The sequence below is a fragment of the Aeromonas sp. FDAARGOS 1414 genome (assembly GCF_019047065.1).
Lineage (GTDB): Bacteria > Pseudomonadota > Gammaproteobacteria > Enterobacterales > Aeromonadaceae > Aeromonas > Aeromonas veronii_A.
Genome location: NZ_CP077210.1, coordinates 2,674,550 through 2,691,900 on the forward strand (window position 1 = coordinate 2,674,550; position 17,351 = coordinate 2,691,900).

Sequence of the window (17,351 nt, forward strand, 5' to 3'; positions counted from 1 at the left end):
GAGTTTCCCGTTGTTATGGTTCACCAGTGGATTGGTATCGGTCAGTTTCCCAACACCTGACGCAACCTCTCCTGCGCAACGCCCACCAGCAGGTCGGGCTGGAACTTGGAGATAAAGCGATCACAACCCACCTTCTTGACCATGGCTTCGTTGAAGTTGCCGCTCAGGGAGGTATTGAGGGTAATAAAGAGATCGGACATGCGCGGATCACTGCGCACCTCGTGGGTCAGCCGATAGCCGTCCATCTCAGGCATCTCGGCATCGGTGATCATCAGCAGGATCTCGTTGGTCACCTTCTTGCCAGCATCGCACCACCCCTTGAGCAGGGTCAGCGCCTGCAAGCCATCCTGACACTCGATAACCTCGAGTCCCAGCTGGCCAAGAGTCTCACGCACCTGGGTGCGGGCGGTGCTGGAATCATCGACGATCAGCACCTTGCGACCGTGCATCTCGGGCAGGATCTCCCGATCCAGCACCTCTTCGGAGATGCGGATGTCATAGGTGATGATCTCCGCCAACACCTTCTCCACATCAATGATCTCGACAATCTGATCGACGCCATCTTCCGGAATGCGGGTGATGGCGGTGAGGTAATTGGCGCGCCCGGCGGAGCGCGGCGGTGGCAAGATATCCTTCCAGGTCATGTTGACGATATTGGCCACCTGCCCCACCAGAAAGCCCTGAATGGTGCGGTTGTATTCGGTGATGATGAGGTTTGATTCACTGTCGATGGGCATGGGGCGCATACCAATGGCACTGCGCAGGTTGATCACCGGGATCGAGGTGCCGCGGATATTGGCCACCCCGCTGATATTGTGATGGGAGCCCGGCATCTTGCTGAGATGGGGCAACTTCACCACTTCCCTCACCTTGAAGACGTTGATGGCGAACATCTGGCGGGTGCCGAGACGAAACATCAACAACTCAAGGCGGTTTTCCCCCACCAGTTGAGTTCGTTGATCAACGGAATCCAATATACTCGCCATACGCTGATATCCATCTGATTATTAATCGACTCTAGTATAGAGGCTGCCTGCCAGGAAGGGCAGGCGCATTTTCAACCAGAGTGACCAACCAGATAAAAAAAGTGAGGCCGAAGCCTCACTTATATCATTGATTTTAAAATCAATAACTACAGACAGACTTCCAGCTGCCGTCGCTTGCCTTGGGCTCGCTGCTGGTCCACCAGTTGGCCTGCCACACCATCTTGTTATGGGTGATGCGATCACCACCATTGGCATGATCCCCCTGCGGCCAGTTCGGGTAAGCCTTGTAGGAGGCAGGGTTGACGTTCTGGCTGCTGCAGGTGGCGCCGCCCGGGTTCTCACCGCCACCATTGCTGCCCAGCACGGCCTCCGGCAGGGTCGGGAACTCAGCCTTGAGGCCCGCAGTCTGGGTGCCGCTGATGATGCGGATACCGCTCGGCACACCGGCGGCCGGCAGATAGTAGGTCATCGCCACTTCCACGTCGCTGCCCGGCGCCCACGCCTTCCAGGTCGGCAGCGTAAAGGCCGCCTTGTGGAAGTCCTTCTCGCCCGCGATGCCGTCGGAGTTCTGGTTGCCACCGCTCTCCACCACTTTCAGCCCCATCCCGCTTTGGTCGGTGATGGTGTCGGAGGTGGAGGTAGGCACCAGGAACTCGATGCGAGTACCGCCCGGAATGGTCTGGGTCGAGTTGTTGGTAAGCTTCAGGGTCGGATTGATCGGGTAGTTGGAATCCCCCTCCTTGAAGCCGGAGAGGCTCACCGCGATGTCGAGCTGGGCGGTTGGCGCCGCCAGATCGTTCTGCTTGGTGTTGTACTTGGTCGCCTTGGCAAACTTCTCGTAGGCGAGCGTGGTCAGCGTGCTGCCCATGCCGTACTCGTTCTTGGCCGGATCGAAGGCGTAGTCACCCGCCATCTCCCAGAACATGACCCCGCCCAGGCCCCGCTTGATGATGTAGTCAAGCTTGTGGCCCATGGACTCTTCATCTTCGGTGGAGAGGAACACCTTCTTCTCTTCGTTCCACAGCCAAGGCGCCTGCGCCTTGTCATCGTAGTAACGCACGTACTTGCCCTGCATCACGTGGGCCGGGTTGTTGGGATCCAGCCCCCAGGCCTGGCCGTAGCTCGGCATGGTGGTGATACCCAGGCTGGCGGCGTTCTCCAGGTTCTTGGCATGCCACATGGGCACGGCGCCACCGCCGATCTCCTTGCCGTTCTTGTCGAGATCGTGCCAGATGTTGTCGATGCCGACCGCCCCGTTGCCGCACGGAATGGTGCTGCCACCGGTGCCCGGCTGACAATCGCTCTGGCTCGGCAGGGCTGCCTTGCCAGCCAGGCCGTGGGTGCCACCGCTGACCCCTTGCCAGCCGCGGGTGTAGTAAGGCACGCCCACGTTGATCTTGCCGGCCGCCAGGGCGCCACGGAAGTAGTGGGCAGACCAGGCCGCGTTGAGGTAGCCGATACCGCCAAACTGGCTCTGGGTATAGACGCCCCAGTGGGCAAGTTCGGCATCCGCCTTGTTGTCAAACAGGGCGGCGTTGTGACCGACGAAGTTGTTCCAAGCGCCGTGGAAGTCGTAAGTCATCAGGTTGACGTAGTCGAGGTACTGGGTGACCTGGAAGTTCTCCATGCCGCGCAGCAGGTAGGCCGAGGCCGGCGAGGCGATGGTCAGCATGTACTTGCGACCATCCTCGCTGCCGGCGCTGTCGAGCTTGCTGCGCAGAGTCTGCATCAGCACCTTGTAGTTGGCAAACAGCTTGCCACGGCACTGGTTGGAGAGCGGGAAGTCGTTGGGGTTGCCCGCATCCTTCATCGAGGTGGGGTATTCGTAGTCGATATCGACCCCATCAAAGCCGTACTGGCGGATAAAACTCACCGCCGAATCAGCCAGGGTGTTGATACCGGCAGTATTGACCGAGCAGTCACCCTTGGTGGTGGCGGTATAGAAGCCGCGGGTATCGGCCCAGCCCCCCACCGAGATGAGGGTCTTCACGTCCGGATACTGCTTCTTGTACTTCGACAGCAGGTTGAAGTGGCCCTTGTAGGCAAACTCCGGATCCATCTCGGCACCCGGCACGCCGTCCCAGGTCATCTTGGTCGCCGAGTCGTCCACCTTGATGGTGTGGCTCTGCTCGTCCACCGCCGCGAAGGCATAGTTGATATGGGTGATCTTGTCCCAGGGAATGTCGCTCACCAGATAGGAGGGCAAGCCGTTCTTGCCGGTACGCCAGGAGGTGAAATAACCGATGACCCGACGGGCGTGGTCATCCCCCATGCACTCGTAGCCGTCCGGGCGGTAGATCTGGCGAATGTCGCAGGAGAGGTTGCCGCCGGTGGGCGGCAGGGCTGCCTCTTCCACCTGTACGTCGACCTGGCTCGATTCGCCGCTCAGGTTCTCCTTGTCGGTCGCCACCAGCTTGAGGCCGGCCAGCCCCTTGCTCTGGGGCGTCCAGTTCACCTGCCAGGGGGCACTGGTGTCTTCGCCCACCTTCTTGCCATCGACGAACAGCTCGACCTTGGCGACGTCGTTGTTGGCATCGGTGACGTTGCCGCTCACCGCCACGCTGCGACCCAGGGTCACCTTGGCGCCGCTGGCCGGACTGCTGATGCTCACCTTGGGCGCCTCCGGCGCCACCACGGCGGCGACGTTGAAGTTCGAATCCGCCTCGCTCAGCACCTTGCCATCTTTATCCAGTGCCCGTGCCTTGAGGGCATGGGCGCCGACACCGGCGGCACTCCAGCTGCCGTTCCAGGGCGAGGCGCTCGCCGTGGCGACCAGCTTGCCGTTGATGAGGTATTCCACCCGAACCAGCGCCGTCACCGGGCCGCTCAGGGTCACCGCCAGCGCGACGCTGGCCCCCTCGTTGAAACTGGCGCCGGCAGCTGGCGAGCTGACGGCTACGCCGAGTGCCGGTGGCGGCACGTCCCCGCCATACAGCTTCCAGGCATCGGCCCAGACCACACCCACTCCGGGAGCGTAGTGATAGGGCGAGGCCCCGCACCAGCCGGAGTAGGGAAATTCTTTGCACTCATAGAGATTGCCGACGTTGCTGACGATGTCGCCGGCCTTGTAGGCAGTACCGGCCTGATAGGCGGGATAGGCGGCCTGTGCCCAGGCGGGCATGGCAGCCAAAGCCACCAGCATGGCAAGCCTGCTGGGCCTTAGGGTCTGTTGCATATTGTTATCTTCCTTGTTTTGTCTTGGCATTGGTCACCAAGGCAAAGAACAAGCGCAACCTGCGTGATGGGCGCAGACAACTGGCAATGGACCTGCCACAAACGTCACCCTCACCCTGGGAAGCCCCGCTATCTGGATCGCACGCTCTGAAGACCGGAGGCATTGCGTCCCGGCATCTCGACCGGTTTGCCCTTTACCTGGGTTCCGTGAGGAACAAGCCGAGTATAGGAATCAACCAGCTGAGTCTCAATCTTCATTCTCGAAGAAAAATATGTGGTTGCCGGCAGGATCACACTTTCTCACCGACGCACTTGATAGGTCTTTTATCAGTAACTTCAAGATGTTAGCCAAGTCAAAAAAAGCTGCTTTGCGCTCGTTTGTATCCCTGGAATGTGCGTTGGCTCACTGGTACGACATGCCAGAAATGTGACAATGCGCGCCCTTGGTCAACGAGCCAAGGCTATGGAATCACTGGCAAAAATAAAAAAGGAACACCTATGAAAGGTACTCGTACCCTGCTGTCGCTGGCCGTGGGGCTGGCACTTGCATCCTCAGGCGCCCATGCGGCATTTGTCTGCCCGTCCGATCCGGCTCAACTCACCCCCATCCCGACCATTCAGGGCACAGGCTCCGCCAGCGCGCTGGCCACCCAGACCGTGACCGACAAGAACGGCAATGTGACCGGTAAAATCAGCACGGGCACCTTCAACGTTCGCGGTATCGTGACAACGCTGGGCCAAAGTCTGACCAAGGGTTTCTATCTGACCGACCCGGTGGGTGATGGCAATCCGGCCACCTCTGACGGCATCTTTGTCTATCTGAACGACAAGGAGTTTGCGACCAACTATGCCGACATCAAACCGGGGGCAGAACTCTGCCTCGAAGCCAAAGTCGAGGAGTATTACGGCGGCACCCAGCTCAAACCCACCTTCGAATCCAGCAAAGCCCGCCTGCAGGTCACAGCGCAAGGACTGGCGGTGCCGACCAGCGTACTGCAGGTCAATGAAGGGGAGACGCTGGCGCAAGCGCTCAATCGCCACGAAGGGATGCGGGTACGTCTCGACAGCAGCAGTGACCTGCACCTGACCCGCAATTACGGCTTCGACTACAAGGTCTATCGCAACAACCTAGAGCTGGCCCACAAAACCCCGCTGATCAAACCGACCCAGCTCCATGTCGCCAACAGTGCGGACGCTGTCGCGCTGGCTACCAAAAATGGCAGCAACCGTCTGGTAGTAGAGTCTGATTACAAAGCACCGGATGGCGTACTGCCCTGGTTCCCAGGCTGGGATGCCGATCAGGGCTATCTGCGTATCGGTGATCAACTGACCGGGCTGGAGGGGGTGATCGTCTATAACAAGGATGCCTTCCGTCTGGTGGTACCGAGCGACGTCACCCTGGCTGCCGGTGCTCTGCTGCGCAGCCCTGAAGAGGATCGTCAAGACGCGCCGGCTCGCCTCTCTGGCAGCGATCTGCGGATCGGCAGCTTCAACGTGCTCAACTACTTCACCAGTCACTCCAGCATCGGCGGTGCACTCAATATCCTGTGCAAGGATCAGGCGGATGCCGACAACGCCAAAGGTTGCAACCGGGGTGCCAAGAGCCAGCCCGAGTTCGAGAAGCAGCGCACCAAGATCGTCAATGCCATCACCGCAATGGATGCCGATCTGCTCGGCCTGATGGAGATGGAGAACAACGGCTTCGAGGATAACTCTGCCCTCCACAATCTGGTGACCCGCCTCAACGAACAGCAAAAGGATGCGAGCAAACACTACGCCTATGTGCGTCTGCCGGTCACTGCTCTTACCGATGGCAAGTTCTTCGGCGGTGACGCCATCATGGTGGCAATGATCTACCGTCCTGCCCTGCTCACCCCCAGCGGAGATGCCAGCGTCATCAAGCTGCCGGAGCAGCGCTACACCACAGGTGGTGTGGCCAAGACAGCCGGTCAGCGCGACTCGCTGGTTCAGACCTTCACCCTCGCCAAGAGCAAGGAGCCGCTGACACTGGTGGTCAACCACCTCAAATCCAAGGGGTCAGGCTGCTACGAAAATGGCGATGGCAAGACAGAACCGGCCGACCTGCAGGGCAAGTGCACCGAGTTCCGGGTCTCTGCCGCCAAGGTGCTGGGTGAGGCAGTCAGCAAACTGCCGGGCCAGGTGCTGCTGGTTGGCGACTTCAACTCCTACGCCAAGGAAGATCCGATCCGGGTGCTGACCGACTACAACCCGGCCACCAGCGAGCGTAAGATCGTATCGGCCTCTCACACCTTTATCGGTGATCACTCCTATGAACAGCTCGGTCGCGAAGTGACTCGCAGCTACGGCCTGATCGATCTCAACGTCAAATTCAACAAGGAGAAAGCCATCTCCTACAGCTACGACGGGGAGCTGGGCACCCTTGACTATGCCCTCGCCAACCCGGCGCTGGCCAGCAAGGTGGCAGGTGTCGCCGACTGGCACATCAACTCCTTCGAAAGCTCCCTGTTCGAATACGGCAGCAAGTACACCGGCACATTGCTCAAGTCTGACAACCCCTTCAGTGCCTCCGACCATGATCCCATCATCGTCGACCTGAGACTGGAGAGCGATGCCACCAAACCGGACACCTCCTCAGGCGGTGGTGCGCTGGGACTCGGCCTGCTAGCCCTGTTGCCACTGGCCTGGCGACGTCGCCGTTAACCACAGGCGCATTTGAATAGTGCAAGCAAAGCCCGCGACTCTCGCGGGCTTTTTCATTCAGGTCATTGGATTTACAAATGAAAGGCACGGACGTATGGAGAAAATAAATGATGGAGAAAACAAAAAGGCCACCGCGATGCGGTGGCCTTATTGCTTCTTGTAACAAGAATTTGGTGGAGCTACGCGGGATCGAACCGCGGACCTCTTGCATGCCATGCAAGCGCTCTCCCAGCTGAGCTATAACCCCGATTTGTGTGAATGACGGTAGTCACTCTGAATTTGGTGGAGCTACGCGGGATCGAACCGCGGACCTCTTGCATGCCATGCAAGCGCTCTCCCAGCTGAGCTATAACCCCAAATTCGGTACTCAATGAATGGTTCTGGCGGCCATTCATCCTAAATAATGGTGGAGCTACGCGGGATCGAACCGCGGACCTCTTGCATGCCATGCAAGCGCTCTCCCAGCTGAGCTATAACCCCACAAAGGTCGGCTTGGGTGATACACACCACACTGCCCTGGGTATTCAATACAACAATCAAGAATCTGGTGGAGCTACGCGGGATCGAACCGCGGACCTCTTGCATGCCATGCAAGCGCTCTCCCAGCTGAGCTATAACCCCTTTGATTCCAGATTGTTCGAGGAGAATTTGGTGGAGCTACGCGGGATCGAACCGCGGACCTCTTGCATGCCATGCAAGCGCTCTCCCAGCTGAGCTATAACCCCAACTCACCTCGGTGCTGACGAAGTTATCTCCGGCAACGGAGGCGCATGATATGCATCACCCGCTTTGCTGTCAACCCTAAAATAACCGCGACTGATTCGTTTAGTCAAAATTGCAGCAGTTCGCTGTTTTTACCAGCAAGGCGCGTGCTATCTCTCTGTTTTATGTCACAAATTGGCTCAAGCACCTATAAAGGAGAGGCCGTGCAGCGAGCCTCTTTCCCCGTGCAACGCTCCCGCTCTCAGACCTCTCTATGCTGGCTGGTAATCAGCTTCTCCCCCGTCACCTCGGGAAAGCCTTTCCATAAAGGGCATTGCATTTGAAAACCCTTTCCATGATTTTTGTAAATTTACAACACAGAAAGTTGATCTGGCTCACAAATGACCATAGGATCAAACCGTGACCCAGGTCACACACCATAACCATAAATGACAGAGCGATGAGGTAAACCATGTTTGAGAATCTGGCAGTCCTGTTCCACCTGCGCGGTGCAACCACCAAGAACGGCGTTGTAGAGAAAGATGCCTATGCCCCCTCCACCCGTGAATACTACTTCCGCTACGGCAAATAATTGCTGAAAGTCTTTCACGGAAAACGTAATAAAACTACAACACACATCATCACACAGCCCTCTCGAGGCGCTGTCCTGTCCGGGCCAGATGTTCCACGGCCAAACCTGAACTCCACCAAACAAGAATGGGGCCCGCAGGCCCCATCTTTTATTGCATCGGCTCATTGCGGGATCTCGGCCTGATCCAGGTATGACACCATGAAATCCCCTTGCCGGGAGCGCTGGCTTGGATAACACCAGCATCCGGGAAGCTGGCTATAATGCTTGCCATCCTTGTTCAACAGCCAAATGCCGTCGATTAGGTACTGCATGAAGGGACAGCATGACGACGGACAGAGATTTAAAAAGAGCAAGCGAAGTTGAGCAAGCCCTCATCCTGGCGATACCGACCCGCTGGCCTGTCTCGCCAACAGCGGGATGCTCGCCTCTCGGGCAACCTGAAAATATTCGGCCGCAGACTTTCCAGCAGTGTAATTACAACAGCGGAAAGGTTACCACGAATCAGGTTCACACCTTATCAGAGAGCAGTGCAGCCATCACTTGGGGAGAGCCTTCATGCCGGCACCACAAGTCGGCCTGACCGGATACAAGACAGAGCAGAAAAAGAGGGATTGGCAGAGCAACCAATGTTCAGCGCCGCGGGTTGCAAAAGCGGGGCATGACCAGCATGCCCCGCCACAACTCAAGCCTTATTTACAGCTGGCGGCCCCCACATCCTGCCAGACGTCGTGTTTGCCGGGCTCGTTGCCCTTGGTCCAGTATTGCGCTTTCCATTGACGGCCATTATGGGTGGTGATCTCGCCACCGTTGTAAGCTACATTGGCATCCCAACCCAGTTGCACCTTGCTCACCAGCAACCACTGATCTGCGGTACGGCTCGGCTCGTTGCCCTGAGTCCAATACTTGGCCTGCCACACCAGCTGGTTGTGACTCACCTTGTCACCGCCGTTGTAGACCTTGCTCGCCTGCCAGGCAGGCCAGTTGGCCGCATCCGGATCGGTGGCCGAGCAACCGCCACCACCGCTGACCGGCTTGACCGTCAGACGGGTTGCCGCGCTGGCATCCAGCGCGCCGTCGGAGACGGTGAGGCTAAGGTCATAGGCGGTGTCGCTGGTGACGCTCGGGCCGGTGACCACCAGGGTGGCGCTGTTCTGACCGCTGGCGGTGAGGCCGGCCGGTACCGTCCACTGATAGGTGAGCGGATCACCGTTCGGGTCAGACGCGGTCGCCTTGAGGGTCACCTGCTTGCCAGACTCCACGGAAGCGGTAGCCGGCAGGCTCACCAGTGGCGGCAGGTTGGGCTGCGGCGCCTTGTTGGTGACCACCACCTGATCCTTGGCACTCAACTGCTGGTCATCGGTCACTGTCAGCTCGAACACCAGATTGATGTCGGTGGACACGGCATCGAGTACAACGCGGGCCTTGGCCTGAGTGGCATCAAACAGGGTGGCCTGCGGGCCGGATACCTGCTTCCAGCTATAGGTGAGGGCGCCATTTTCCGCGTCGTGGGACGCGGAACCATTCAGCGTCACCTCGGTCGGGCCAGTGACACTCAGATCGCTGCCCGCGTTGGCCACCGGCGGCTTGTTAGCTGGCGGAGTGGTTCCCTCGCCGTGACCCAACCCCTCGTGCATGGCATTGAGGATGTCGCCGTTGTCGGCATCAATCTCCCAGGAGAAGAGGCCGCCCAGCTTGTTGGCTAGCACATACTGCCCCTTGGCCTTGACCGAGCGGTCGTTGTCATAGGTGATGAGATCGCCGGTCGAAGCCTTGAACAGATAGGGAGCCTCGGCCACCTCGTCGTAGCTCTTCTCCCAGCCAGCTCCCATCCGGTTGTTGACGATGTCGCGGTAATCGACCACGCCATCTTCCCAGGTGCCTTTCACCTTGCCGGTCGCCTTGCCGGTGAAGGGGTTGTTGCCCTGATAGCCGCTCACGCCAGTCCAGCCACGGCCATACATGGCGGCACCGACCACCAGCTTGCCGGGGTCAACCCCTTGCGCCAGCATCAGGTTGACTGCCTTGTCGGTGGTGTACTTGGTATCGGGATCCCAGCTCGCCGCGTAGAGGTTAGTCTGGTGGCCCAACTCGGTGTTGCTCCAGGCGCCGTTGTAGTCGTAGGTCATCATAAAGATGTGGTCCATATAGGGTTGGGCCGCCCTGTAGTCCACATCCTGGATCTTGTCCCCCCCGGCCCCGATAGCCGACGTCAGCTCATACTGGCGACCAGTCTGCGACTCCAGCTCGTCGAGCATGGCGCGCAGCTCCTTCATCAGGGCCACGTAGGTGGCACCATCACTCGGGCTACCCAGCTTCGGGTTGGCACCCTGTCCGCCCGGATACTCCCAGTCAATGTCCACGCCATCGAAGAATTTCCAGGTCTGCAGGAACTCTTTGACCGAGGCGACGAAGGTATCGCGCTTGGTTTTGTCACCGAGGAAGTAGAAGGGGTCGGAAAGGGTCCAGCCGCCGACGGAGGGGAGGATCTTGAGGTCAGGGTAAGCCTGTTTGAGCGCCATCAGGGCACCGAAGTTACCCTTGTAAGGCTCGTCATAGGCAGTCAGGCCACTTTGCGGCATCTGAACGGCGGCCCAAGGATCGTGGATCGCAACCTTGAAGTCGGCACGACCGGCACACGCACGTTGCAACGCCTGGAAGCTCCCTTCGATCTCCTTGAGGCTATCGTTGAGGCCATCCCCGCCACAGATGGGGGTGAAACCATAGAGGATATGGGTCAGGTTCTGGGCCGGGATCTTGTCCACTGTGAACTTGCGACCATAGACGCCCCACTCCACGTAGTAGGTACCGACCACCTTGCCGGACTTGTTGGCGTAGGGCTTGTTGTTCTCCTGCAACGCGGCCTTTAGCGGCGCCAGGTGGCTGCCATCGGTATCGGCGACCACGATCTCCTTGGCATCAGAGAGAGTACAGCCATCGGCATTGCAGAGGGCCACCTGCATCTGGTAGCGCCCACCTTTGTTCACCTTGAATTTGGCCGTGCCTGCAGCAGCAGAGGGGCCAGACCACACCTCCTTGCCATCAAGCAGTACCTTGGCAGTCTGGCCGACGTCACCGCTCCAGAGGTTCCAGTTCACCTCCACATCGGCGGCATCCTTGACCTTGACCAGATTGTTGTAGGAGGTTGCCGCCTGATCCACTTCAACAATGGCGAACTTGATGGGACCCCAGCCGATGGTGGGCTTGCCCGGCGCAGCCGCATAAACGGCAGATGAGGCAAGCAGGGAGCCGACCATCATGGCCAGCAATGCGGGTTTTGGACTTAGCATATTGTTTTCCTTTACGTTATGGACAAACGAAAGGGCAACACAACACGACAGGCAACACAAACACGACTACCCCTTGGCAAAGGCAGCCAGCATAACACTGTGGTGGCCCCGCTATCCCAGCTCAACAACGCCTTTAGACCGGAGGCTTTGCGTCCCGACTTTTCAATCGGTTTGCCCTTGTCACAACTTTATTTTCGGCGATAACTAATCGCGAATTAACTCTATGGCAATTTATATAACTAAGCAAACAAGACCATTCCAAACCCGCTACTGGCCGTACCTGACGCTGAGCCATAGCTTCATGATTCATCTTTAAAATACAAGGGAGCATTGGCCATGATTAATAGCTACCCAACTGATTAAGCTAAATATTTCACTAAAACAAAATAAAACGACAAAAGCTCAATACCTGTGGCACAACACAACAAGAGGTAGCCATACCTCACGGCAACAAGTGAATTAAAAGTCAATTTATTGCATACCAGTATCTTCCTCCCCCCACCCCTTCTTATTCAGACACCACAAACTTGTTTATCTGACCCCCAGAGCACAAACGTACAATCCGGCCAGAATGTAAGCAACTGGATAAACAGACATACGCAGTTGTTTATTTTTATTGGCATTTTTATATAATGCCCGCACGTCCCAGTGGCACAGCTGGATAGCGCGCGCCCCTCCTAAGGGCGAGGTCGCAGGTTCGAATCCTGCCTGGGACGCCACCCATCATCCCCTTTTCGCATTCACTCATCTCTTTGGCGATTCGTTCGACGTCCAGCAGCACTCTGCTTGCACCATCAAAATTCTCACCAAGTCACAAGTAATTGTATTCACGCGGCATTCGGCATCTCTCCTCTCTCTGATAGACTGCTTTTTTTGGCTGAGCCCTACGGCAAAGCCAGCAGCTTCATCTTGCAAAGGAGTGTTGGATGTCCGGATGTTCCTGGTGGGATAGATCCACCGGTTTTGCACTGCTGACCATTGTGCTGTGGGCCTCACTGGCGGCGCTGACGTCACGGGTCACCAGCGTGTCACCACTGGTGCTGGTCGGGCTGGTGCTGTTTTTCTGCGGGGTCGGGGCCTTGCCGTTTTGGCGCCAATGGCGCGCTCGTCCTATTACCTGGCTGGTGACGGTTACGGCATTGCTGCTCTACCATCTGCTGCTCTTTATGAGTTTTCGCCATGCCCCGGTGCTGGAGGCCAACCTCATCAACTACCTCTGGCCGCTCTGCATCATTCTGTTCACCCCGCTGTTGTTGCCCGGCCATCCACTCCATGCCCGTCATCTGCTGGCTGGCGCCTTTGGTCTGGCGGGCTCCATGCTGGTGATGGTCAATGGCGAGCTGCAACTGCAACAGACCTATCTGCCGGGATACCTGTTGGCGCTCGGTGCAGCTGTCGTCTGGGGAGCCTACTCGGTATTATCACGCCGTCTGCCGCCAGCCCCCGCCGTGGTCACTGCGGCAGCCTGTCTGCCCGCGGGTTTGCTGGCGCTGCTGCTTGCCCGTCTGCTGGAGGGGCCCCTGCCGCTCGCGCAGATCCCCACCAGTGACTGGTGGCTGATCATCGGGCTGGCGCTGGGCCCTATGGGGGCGGCCTTTGTGACCTGGTATCTGGCACTGCGAGACGGCGATCCACGCCGGATCGGTGCCCTTGCCTACCTGACACCGCTGCTGAGTACCTTGCTGCTGGTGTTGCTCAATGGAGAAACGCTGACTTCGCGCCATCTGCTGGCCGGTGCACTTATCATGGGAGGCGCCCTGCTCGGTATGCTTGGCCAACGCAACAGCGCTCAGGTATCCCCAGCCAGTTAAGCCGGCAAGATAGGACCACCTGACCATGCTGTCATAAAAACGCCATCATCCCTGTTTAGGCTCTGGCCACGCTCCCCCATGGTCTGTGCTGACAGGAATTACCCCGTGAAAATCGCCCATTACGCCACCCTCTCCTCCCTTGTTTTGTTACTGGTCGCGGGAGGACAGGCGCTGGCCCTCTACCACGGCTGGCAACAGCTTGCCCGTACCAATCAGGCCCAGCATCAGCACGAGACGCTGCAACAACTGGTGACAGTGACCCTGCAAAACAGCCTGCGTGACTACCTCAACAGCGGCGATCCACAGCAACTGACCGCTGCGGAGAAGATCCGCCAGCAAGCGCTTTCCTCGCTGACCACTCAGGATGATGCCGTGGCGGCCCCGCTCAGGCAGCAACTCGAACAGATGGGGCAGCGCATCGCACACGACTATCAGGCCGCAGGCAAGCTCTCGGGCAACAGCCAGCTGCTGCTGCAAAATGCGGAGAGTGAGCTGGGCAGCCAGGCCATGGCGCTGATCCGCTATGGGGAGCAAGGTGCCAGCACAGAACAATCTGCCGCGGCACAACAATATCGCAGCGGTGCGGCCGAGATCCTGGCGGGCCTGCCGCGCCTCGCCCATTTGCGCCAAAGCTATATGGAGCAGGGCAATGAAAAGCTGCTCGAAGGGATCCGCTTCGAGCTGGAGGCACTGCAAAAACAGGCGCAAGCACTGCAAGCCTTGCCGCTGATCGGCCTGTATGAAGAGGCGCCCGCCGATGAGTTCACGCTGGGGGAGCCGGTGCGCAAGGAGCTGGGAGATCAACCACGCAGCGAATTACGCTCGCTGCTGGGCCGCTATCCGCAGGAGCTGGCCAACAGCCGCACGGCGCTTCAGCAACAACAGGCTGGCCGCCAGACCGTGCAGCAAGACATCATGGCCATGTTGCAAGCGACCAGACAGATGGGGGAACTACTTGCCCACGAACGGCAAGCCGTCAATCAGGAGCTGGCCACCATCCTCGGCACGCTGGCGCTCTGTCTGGTGATAGTCGCCCTGCTGTTTGCGCTGGTGCAACGACGCTGGCTGCTCACCCCCTTGTTGCGACTGCGTGGAGCCTTTCTGCAGCTCGATCAGACGGGGCAGGCCGAGCCGTTGCCTGCCGGGCGCGATCGCAACGAGCTGGCCGATATTGTTGCCAGCTACAATCGGCTGATCGGTCGCCTGCAACTGGACCAGCAACAGAAAGAGGGGCAGCTGTCAGCGGTATCCCTCAGTCTGCAAGGAATGGTCAGTCAGGTTGACGAGATCCACCACAGCACCCGCACCACCGAACAGGTGGTCGACGAGAGCGGCCAGATGATGGATGAGCTGAACCTGCTGGCCGGAGAGGTCCATCAGGTCGCCGCCGACATCGCCCAGCATGCCCACCATAACGAACAGGCGATGAGCCAGAGCGAAGATCTGGTGGGGAGCATGCTGCACGCCACTCATCAGACAGGACTGGCGATTGACGAGAGCGATGAGGCGCTGCAAGCCCTCACCCGCTCGGTTGCCGATGTGACGGCCATTGTCGATGTGATCGGTCATATCGCTCAGCAGACCAACTTGCTGGCCCTCAACGCCGCCATCGAAGCGGCCCGCGCAGGGGAACAGGGACGCGGCTTTGCCGTGGTTGCCGATGAAGTGCGCCACCTCTCTGCCAATACCCAGCAATCCCTCAACCAGATCACCGATATTCTGGGGCGTCTGACCCAATCCGGTGAACAGCTTGGCACTGTACTGAACCGGATCACCAGCGAATCAAGCCGCCAGCGGGCACAGGCGGAACAACTGCGCCAGACTACCCAGGCGGTGAGGGAGATCGCCCGCAACACCGCAGTGATCGCCCTGCAGGGGGCCGACAACGCCAAAAGTCAGGAACACAAACTGGCCAGTTTTGCCGATCTTATCGCCCGTATCCATCAGCATGCCCGTCAGGTGAGTCAGCTCTCGGTGCAGGTCTCGTCCCATATCCACCATCAGGCGCAACAGATCCCCCGCATCCTCGGCCAGCAAGGCTGACCCTATTCGCCCCACATCCCCACCAATTCACTTTCCCTCGACCAGAGGGAAAGTTTTTTTGTAGCACAAAATTATATGTTGCCTGCAGGTTAACAGCTTCCCTTCCCCCGTATCTGATGAAAACCCGCACCGGCGCTGGCCACACCTCCAAGAAAACGCTCTCATTACCGTGATACCTGCCATGAGGCTGTTTACGACCTTGCCCATGATTATTTGCACTCGGTCATACTTTTGAAACGTTGAGGGAACTTTTCATTGATATTTCGCACCGCGAACGTACTCTTGGAGTTGTCCGATAGCCAAGAATCGGAACAAAAAAAACAACATGTGATGATCAGGACTGCCAACTACAGATGTGCCAAGACATCCGGGTTTGCAGGTAGCCAAGAGAAGATTTTTTGCCCTTCGGGGTTTTGATTGCAATGCCAATACCGAGCGGTAGGCCCGATGCCAGCTGCCGGAAAAAAGCTAAGTCCATAAAATCAGGAGCAATAAAAATGGAAAAAGTGATCTTCAAGCGCGCCGCTTTGAGTGCCGCTGTGGTAGCCGCTCTGGTCGCCCCCGGCATGGCGTTGGCAGCCCAGGATATGATGAGCCCGGAATATGGCCAGTCCTATGAAACCTTCGTAAAAGACTCCAAACTGACCGGTGGCCTGTTCTACTTCCAGCGTGATCGTCAGCGCATCGATGGTGACCCGACTGCCGCCAAGAAAGAAGGCAAGTACCAGTCCAACCTGAGCCATTCCACCGTCCAGGCAGCTCTCAACTTCAACTCCGGTTATGCCTGGGACACTGTTGGTCTGGATCTGGGCGGCTTCGGTGCCTATGACCTGGCCGTTACCGAAAACCATCCGGTCAACCAGGAGAACGAGTTCTCCTTTGCAGGCAACTCCTGGGGCAACAACTACAAAGATGGCTCTCCCGAGGGTGGCTTCAGCCTCTCCAACGCAGCTCTGAAGCTGAAATTCCTGGACGGCGGTGTGACTGCCAAGGGTGGTTACACCCAGCTGTATGTCCCTGGCCAAATCGGTGTTAACTGGTCCTATCAGCCGGGTACCTATCGTGGTGGTCAAGTCGAAGGCAACTTTGGCGGTCTCTACCTGACCTACGCCATCGCTGACGAGTACAAGGCCCCTTGGTACAAAGAGACTCAGGTCTTCTCTCGCGCCAAAGCGTGGATGGATCCGTTCGCTGATGAAAACATCATCGACTATATCCACGGTATCGCGGCTCGTTACACCTTTGAAAATGGCACTGCCGTGACCGGTTCTTTCGGTCAGTCCGAAGGCTACATGGACAGCTACCACTTCAAACTGGCTCACAAGTTTGACGTACTGGGCGGCCTCGCCACCAGCTACCAGTTCTACGGTTCCGAGACCGAGACCTACACCAAGGGCGGCTCCCAGATTGAAACTTACGACGGCCTGGCATGGCAACAAGCACTGACTGCTGCTTGGAACTACGCCCAATACGGCTTCCGTCTGGAAGGTCTGTGGACCAAGGCTGAAGGTGCGGAAGGCAACTACCTGCCCCGTCTGACCCGTGGCTACGCCAACTCCCAGGGCGCCAACGAAATTTGGTGGGATTCCCGCTCTGACTGGAACGCCAACAACGAAAAAGCACTGTTCTTCGGCGTGACCCGTTCTCTGGATGATCTGGTTGGTGCGCCGGGCTGGGCTGTCGGTGTATCCGGCGCCTACGGTTGGGATATCGAAAATGGCCAAGGCAAGAAAGCAGCCAACGGCGAGGATACCGAGTGGGCCGTCAACTTCGATGTCAGCTATACCGTGCAGGATGGCAAGCTGAAAGGCACCCTGTTCAAACTGCACTACACCGACTACAACAACGACATCAGCCAGGGCGGCGGTTGGACCGATTACCCCAACATCTTCGCCTCCGAGCACGACGTCAAGTTCCACATCATCATGCCGCTTACCTTCATGTAATCAGGCAATACGATGTCAGCAAACCGGGCCACTTGGCCCGGTTTTCTTTTTTCCGGTTGGCAGGCTAACATGCGAGCCGGATAAGGGTTTTATCCACTCACCAGCACGCTTTTGTCAGCAGTCACAAG

General features: G+C 58.2%; 7 protein-coding genes, 6 tRNA genes and 2 riboswitches. Of the genes, 5 read left to right on the plus strand and 8 right to left on the minus strand.

Annotated elements, in window-relative coordinates:
* Positions 1–41 precede the first annotated feature (41 nt).
* Together I6L44_RS11865 and I6L44_RS11870 are read right to left on the minus strand one after the other, a co-directional pair.
* The gene (locus I6L44_RS11865; RefSeq protein WP_216951924.1) at positions 42–986 is read right to left on the minus strand and encodes a chemotaxis protein CheV; all 945 of its coding nucleotides are present in this window, start codon (positions 984–986) and stop codon (positions 42–44) included.
* Positions 987–1,125: 139 nt separating this feature from the next.
* Complete coding sequence (locus I6L44_RS11870) at positions 1,126–4,128, minus strand: glycosyl hydrolase family 18 protein (RefSeq protein WP_216954446.1); 3,003 nt, start codon at positions 4,126–4,128, stop codon at positions 1,126–1,128.
* 148 nt (positions 4,129–4,276) lie between these two features.
* A riboswitch (cyclic di-GMP riboswitch) is annotated at positions 4,277–4,362 on the minus strand.
* A gap of 296 nt (positions 4,363–4,658) precedes the next feature.
* On the opposite strand from I6L44_RS11870, the gene I6L44_RS11875 reads away from it, so the two are divergent.
* Positions 4,659–6,842 (plus strand): ExeM/NucH family extracellular endonuclease, encoded by a 2,184-nt coding sequence (locus I6L44_RS11875; RefSeq protein ID WP_216951925.1) that lies wholly within the window; start codon positions 4,659–4,661, stop codon positions 6,840–6,842.
* Positions 6,843–7,013: 171 nt separating this feature from the next.
* Here the strand turns inward: I6L44_RS11875 and I6L44_RS11880 are convergent.
* The 6 genes from I6L44_RS11880 to I6L44_RS11905 form a co-directional block, all read right to left on the minus strand.
* Positions 7,014–7,089 (minus strand) — tRNA-Ala (locus I6L44_RS11880).
* A 33-nt stretch (positions 7,090–7,122) separates the two neighbouring features.
* A tRNA-Ala gene (locus I6L44_RS11885) sits at positions 7,123–7,198 on the minus strand.
* Between the two features lie 48 nt (positions 7,199–7,246).
* Positions 7,247–7,322, minus strand: a tRNA-Ala gene (locus I6L44_RS11890).
* 65 nt (positions 7,323–7,387) lie between these two features.
* A tRNA-Ala gene (locus I6L44_RS11895) sits at positions 7,388–7,463 on the minus strand.
* Positions 7,464–7,491: 28 nt separating this feature from the next.
* Positions 7,492–7,567, minus strand: a tRNA-Ala gene (locus tag I6L44_RS11900).
* Between the two features lie 1,258 nt (positions 7,568–8,825).
* Entirely contained in the window at positions 8,826–11,423 is a 2,598-nt protein-coding gene (locus I6L44_RS11905) for a glycosyl hydrolase family 18 protein (protein ID WP_216951926.1), read from the minus strand.
* Positions 11,424–11,521: 98 nt separating this feature from the next.
* A riboswitch (cyclic di-GMP riboswitch) is annotated at positions 11,522–11,609 on the minus strand.
* 456 nt (positions 11,610–12,065) lie between these two features.
* Here I6L44_RS11905 and I6L44_RS11910 point away from each other — a divergent pair.
* The 4 genes from I6L44_RS11910 (at position 12,066) to I6L44_RS11925 (ending at position 17,223) form a co-directional block, all read left to right on the plus strand.
* Positions 12,066–12,142 (plus strand) — tRNA-Arg (locus I6L44_RS11910).
* Positions 12,143–12,349: 207 nt separating this feature from the next.
* Positions 12,350–13,234, plus strand: a complete 885-nt coding sequence (locus I6L44_RS11915) for a DMT family transporter (RefSeq protein WP_216951927.1) — start codon at positions 12,350–12,352, stop codon at positions 13,232–13,234.
* Between the two features lie 105 nt (positions 13,235–13,339).
* Positions 13,340–15,277: a methyl-accepting chemotaxis protein gene (locus tag I6L44_RS11920; RefSeq protein ID WP_216951928.1), complete on the plus strand. Its 1,938-nt coding sequence runs from the start codon at positions 13,340–13,342 to the stop codon at positions 15,275–15,277.
* Between the two features lie 497 nt (positions 15,278–15,774).
* Entirely contained in the window at positions 15,775–17,223 is a 1,449-nt protein-coding gene (locus tag I6L44_RS11925) for an OprD family outer membrane porin (RefSeq protein WP_216951929.1), read from the plus strand.
* The last annotated feature ends 128 nt before the right edge of the window (positions 17,224–17,351 follow it).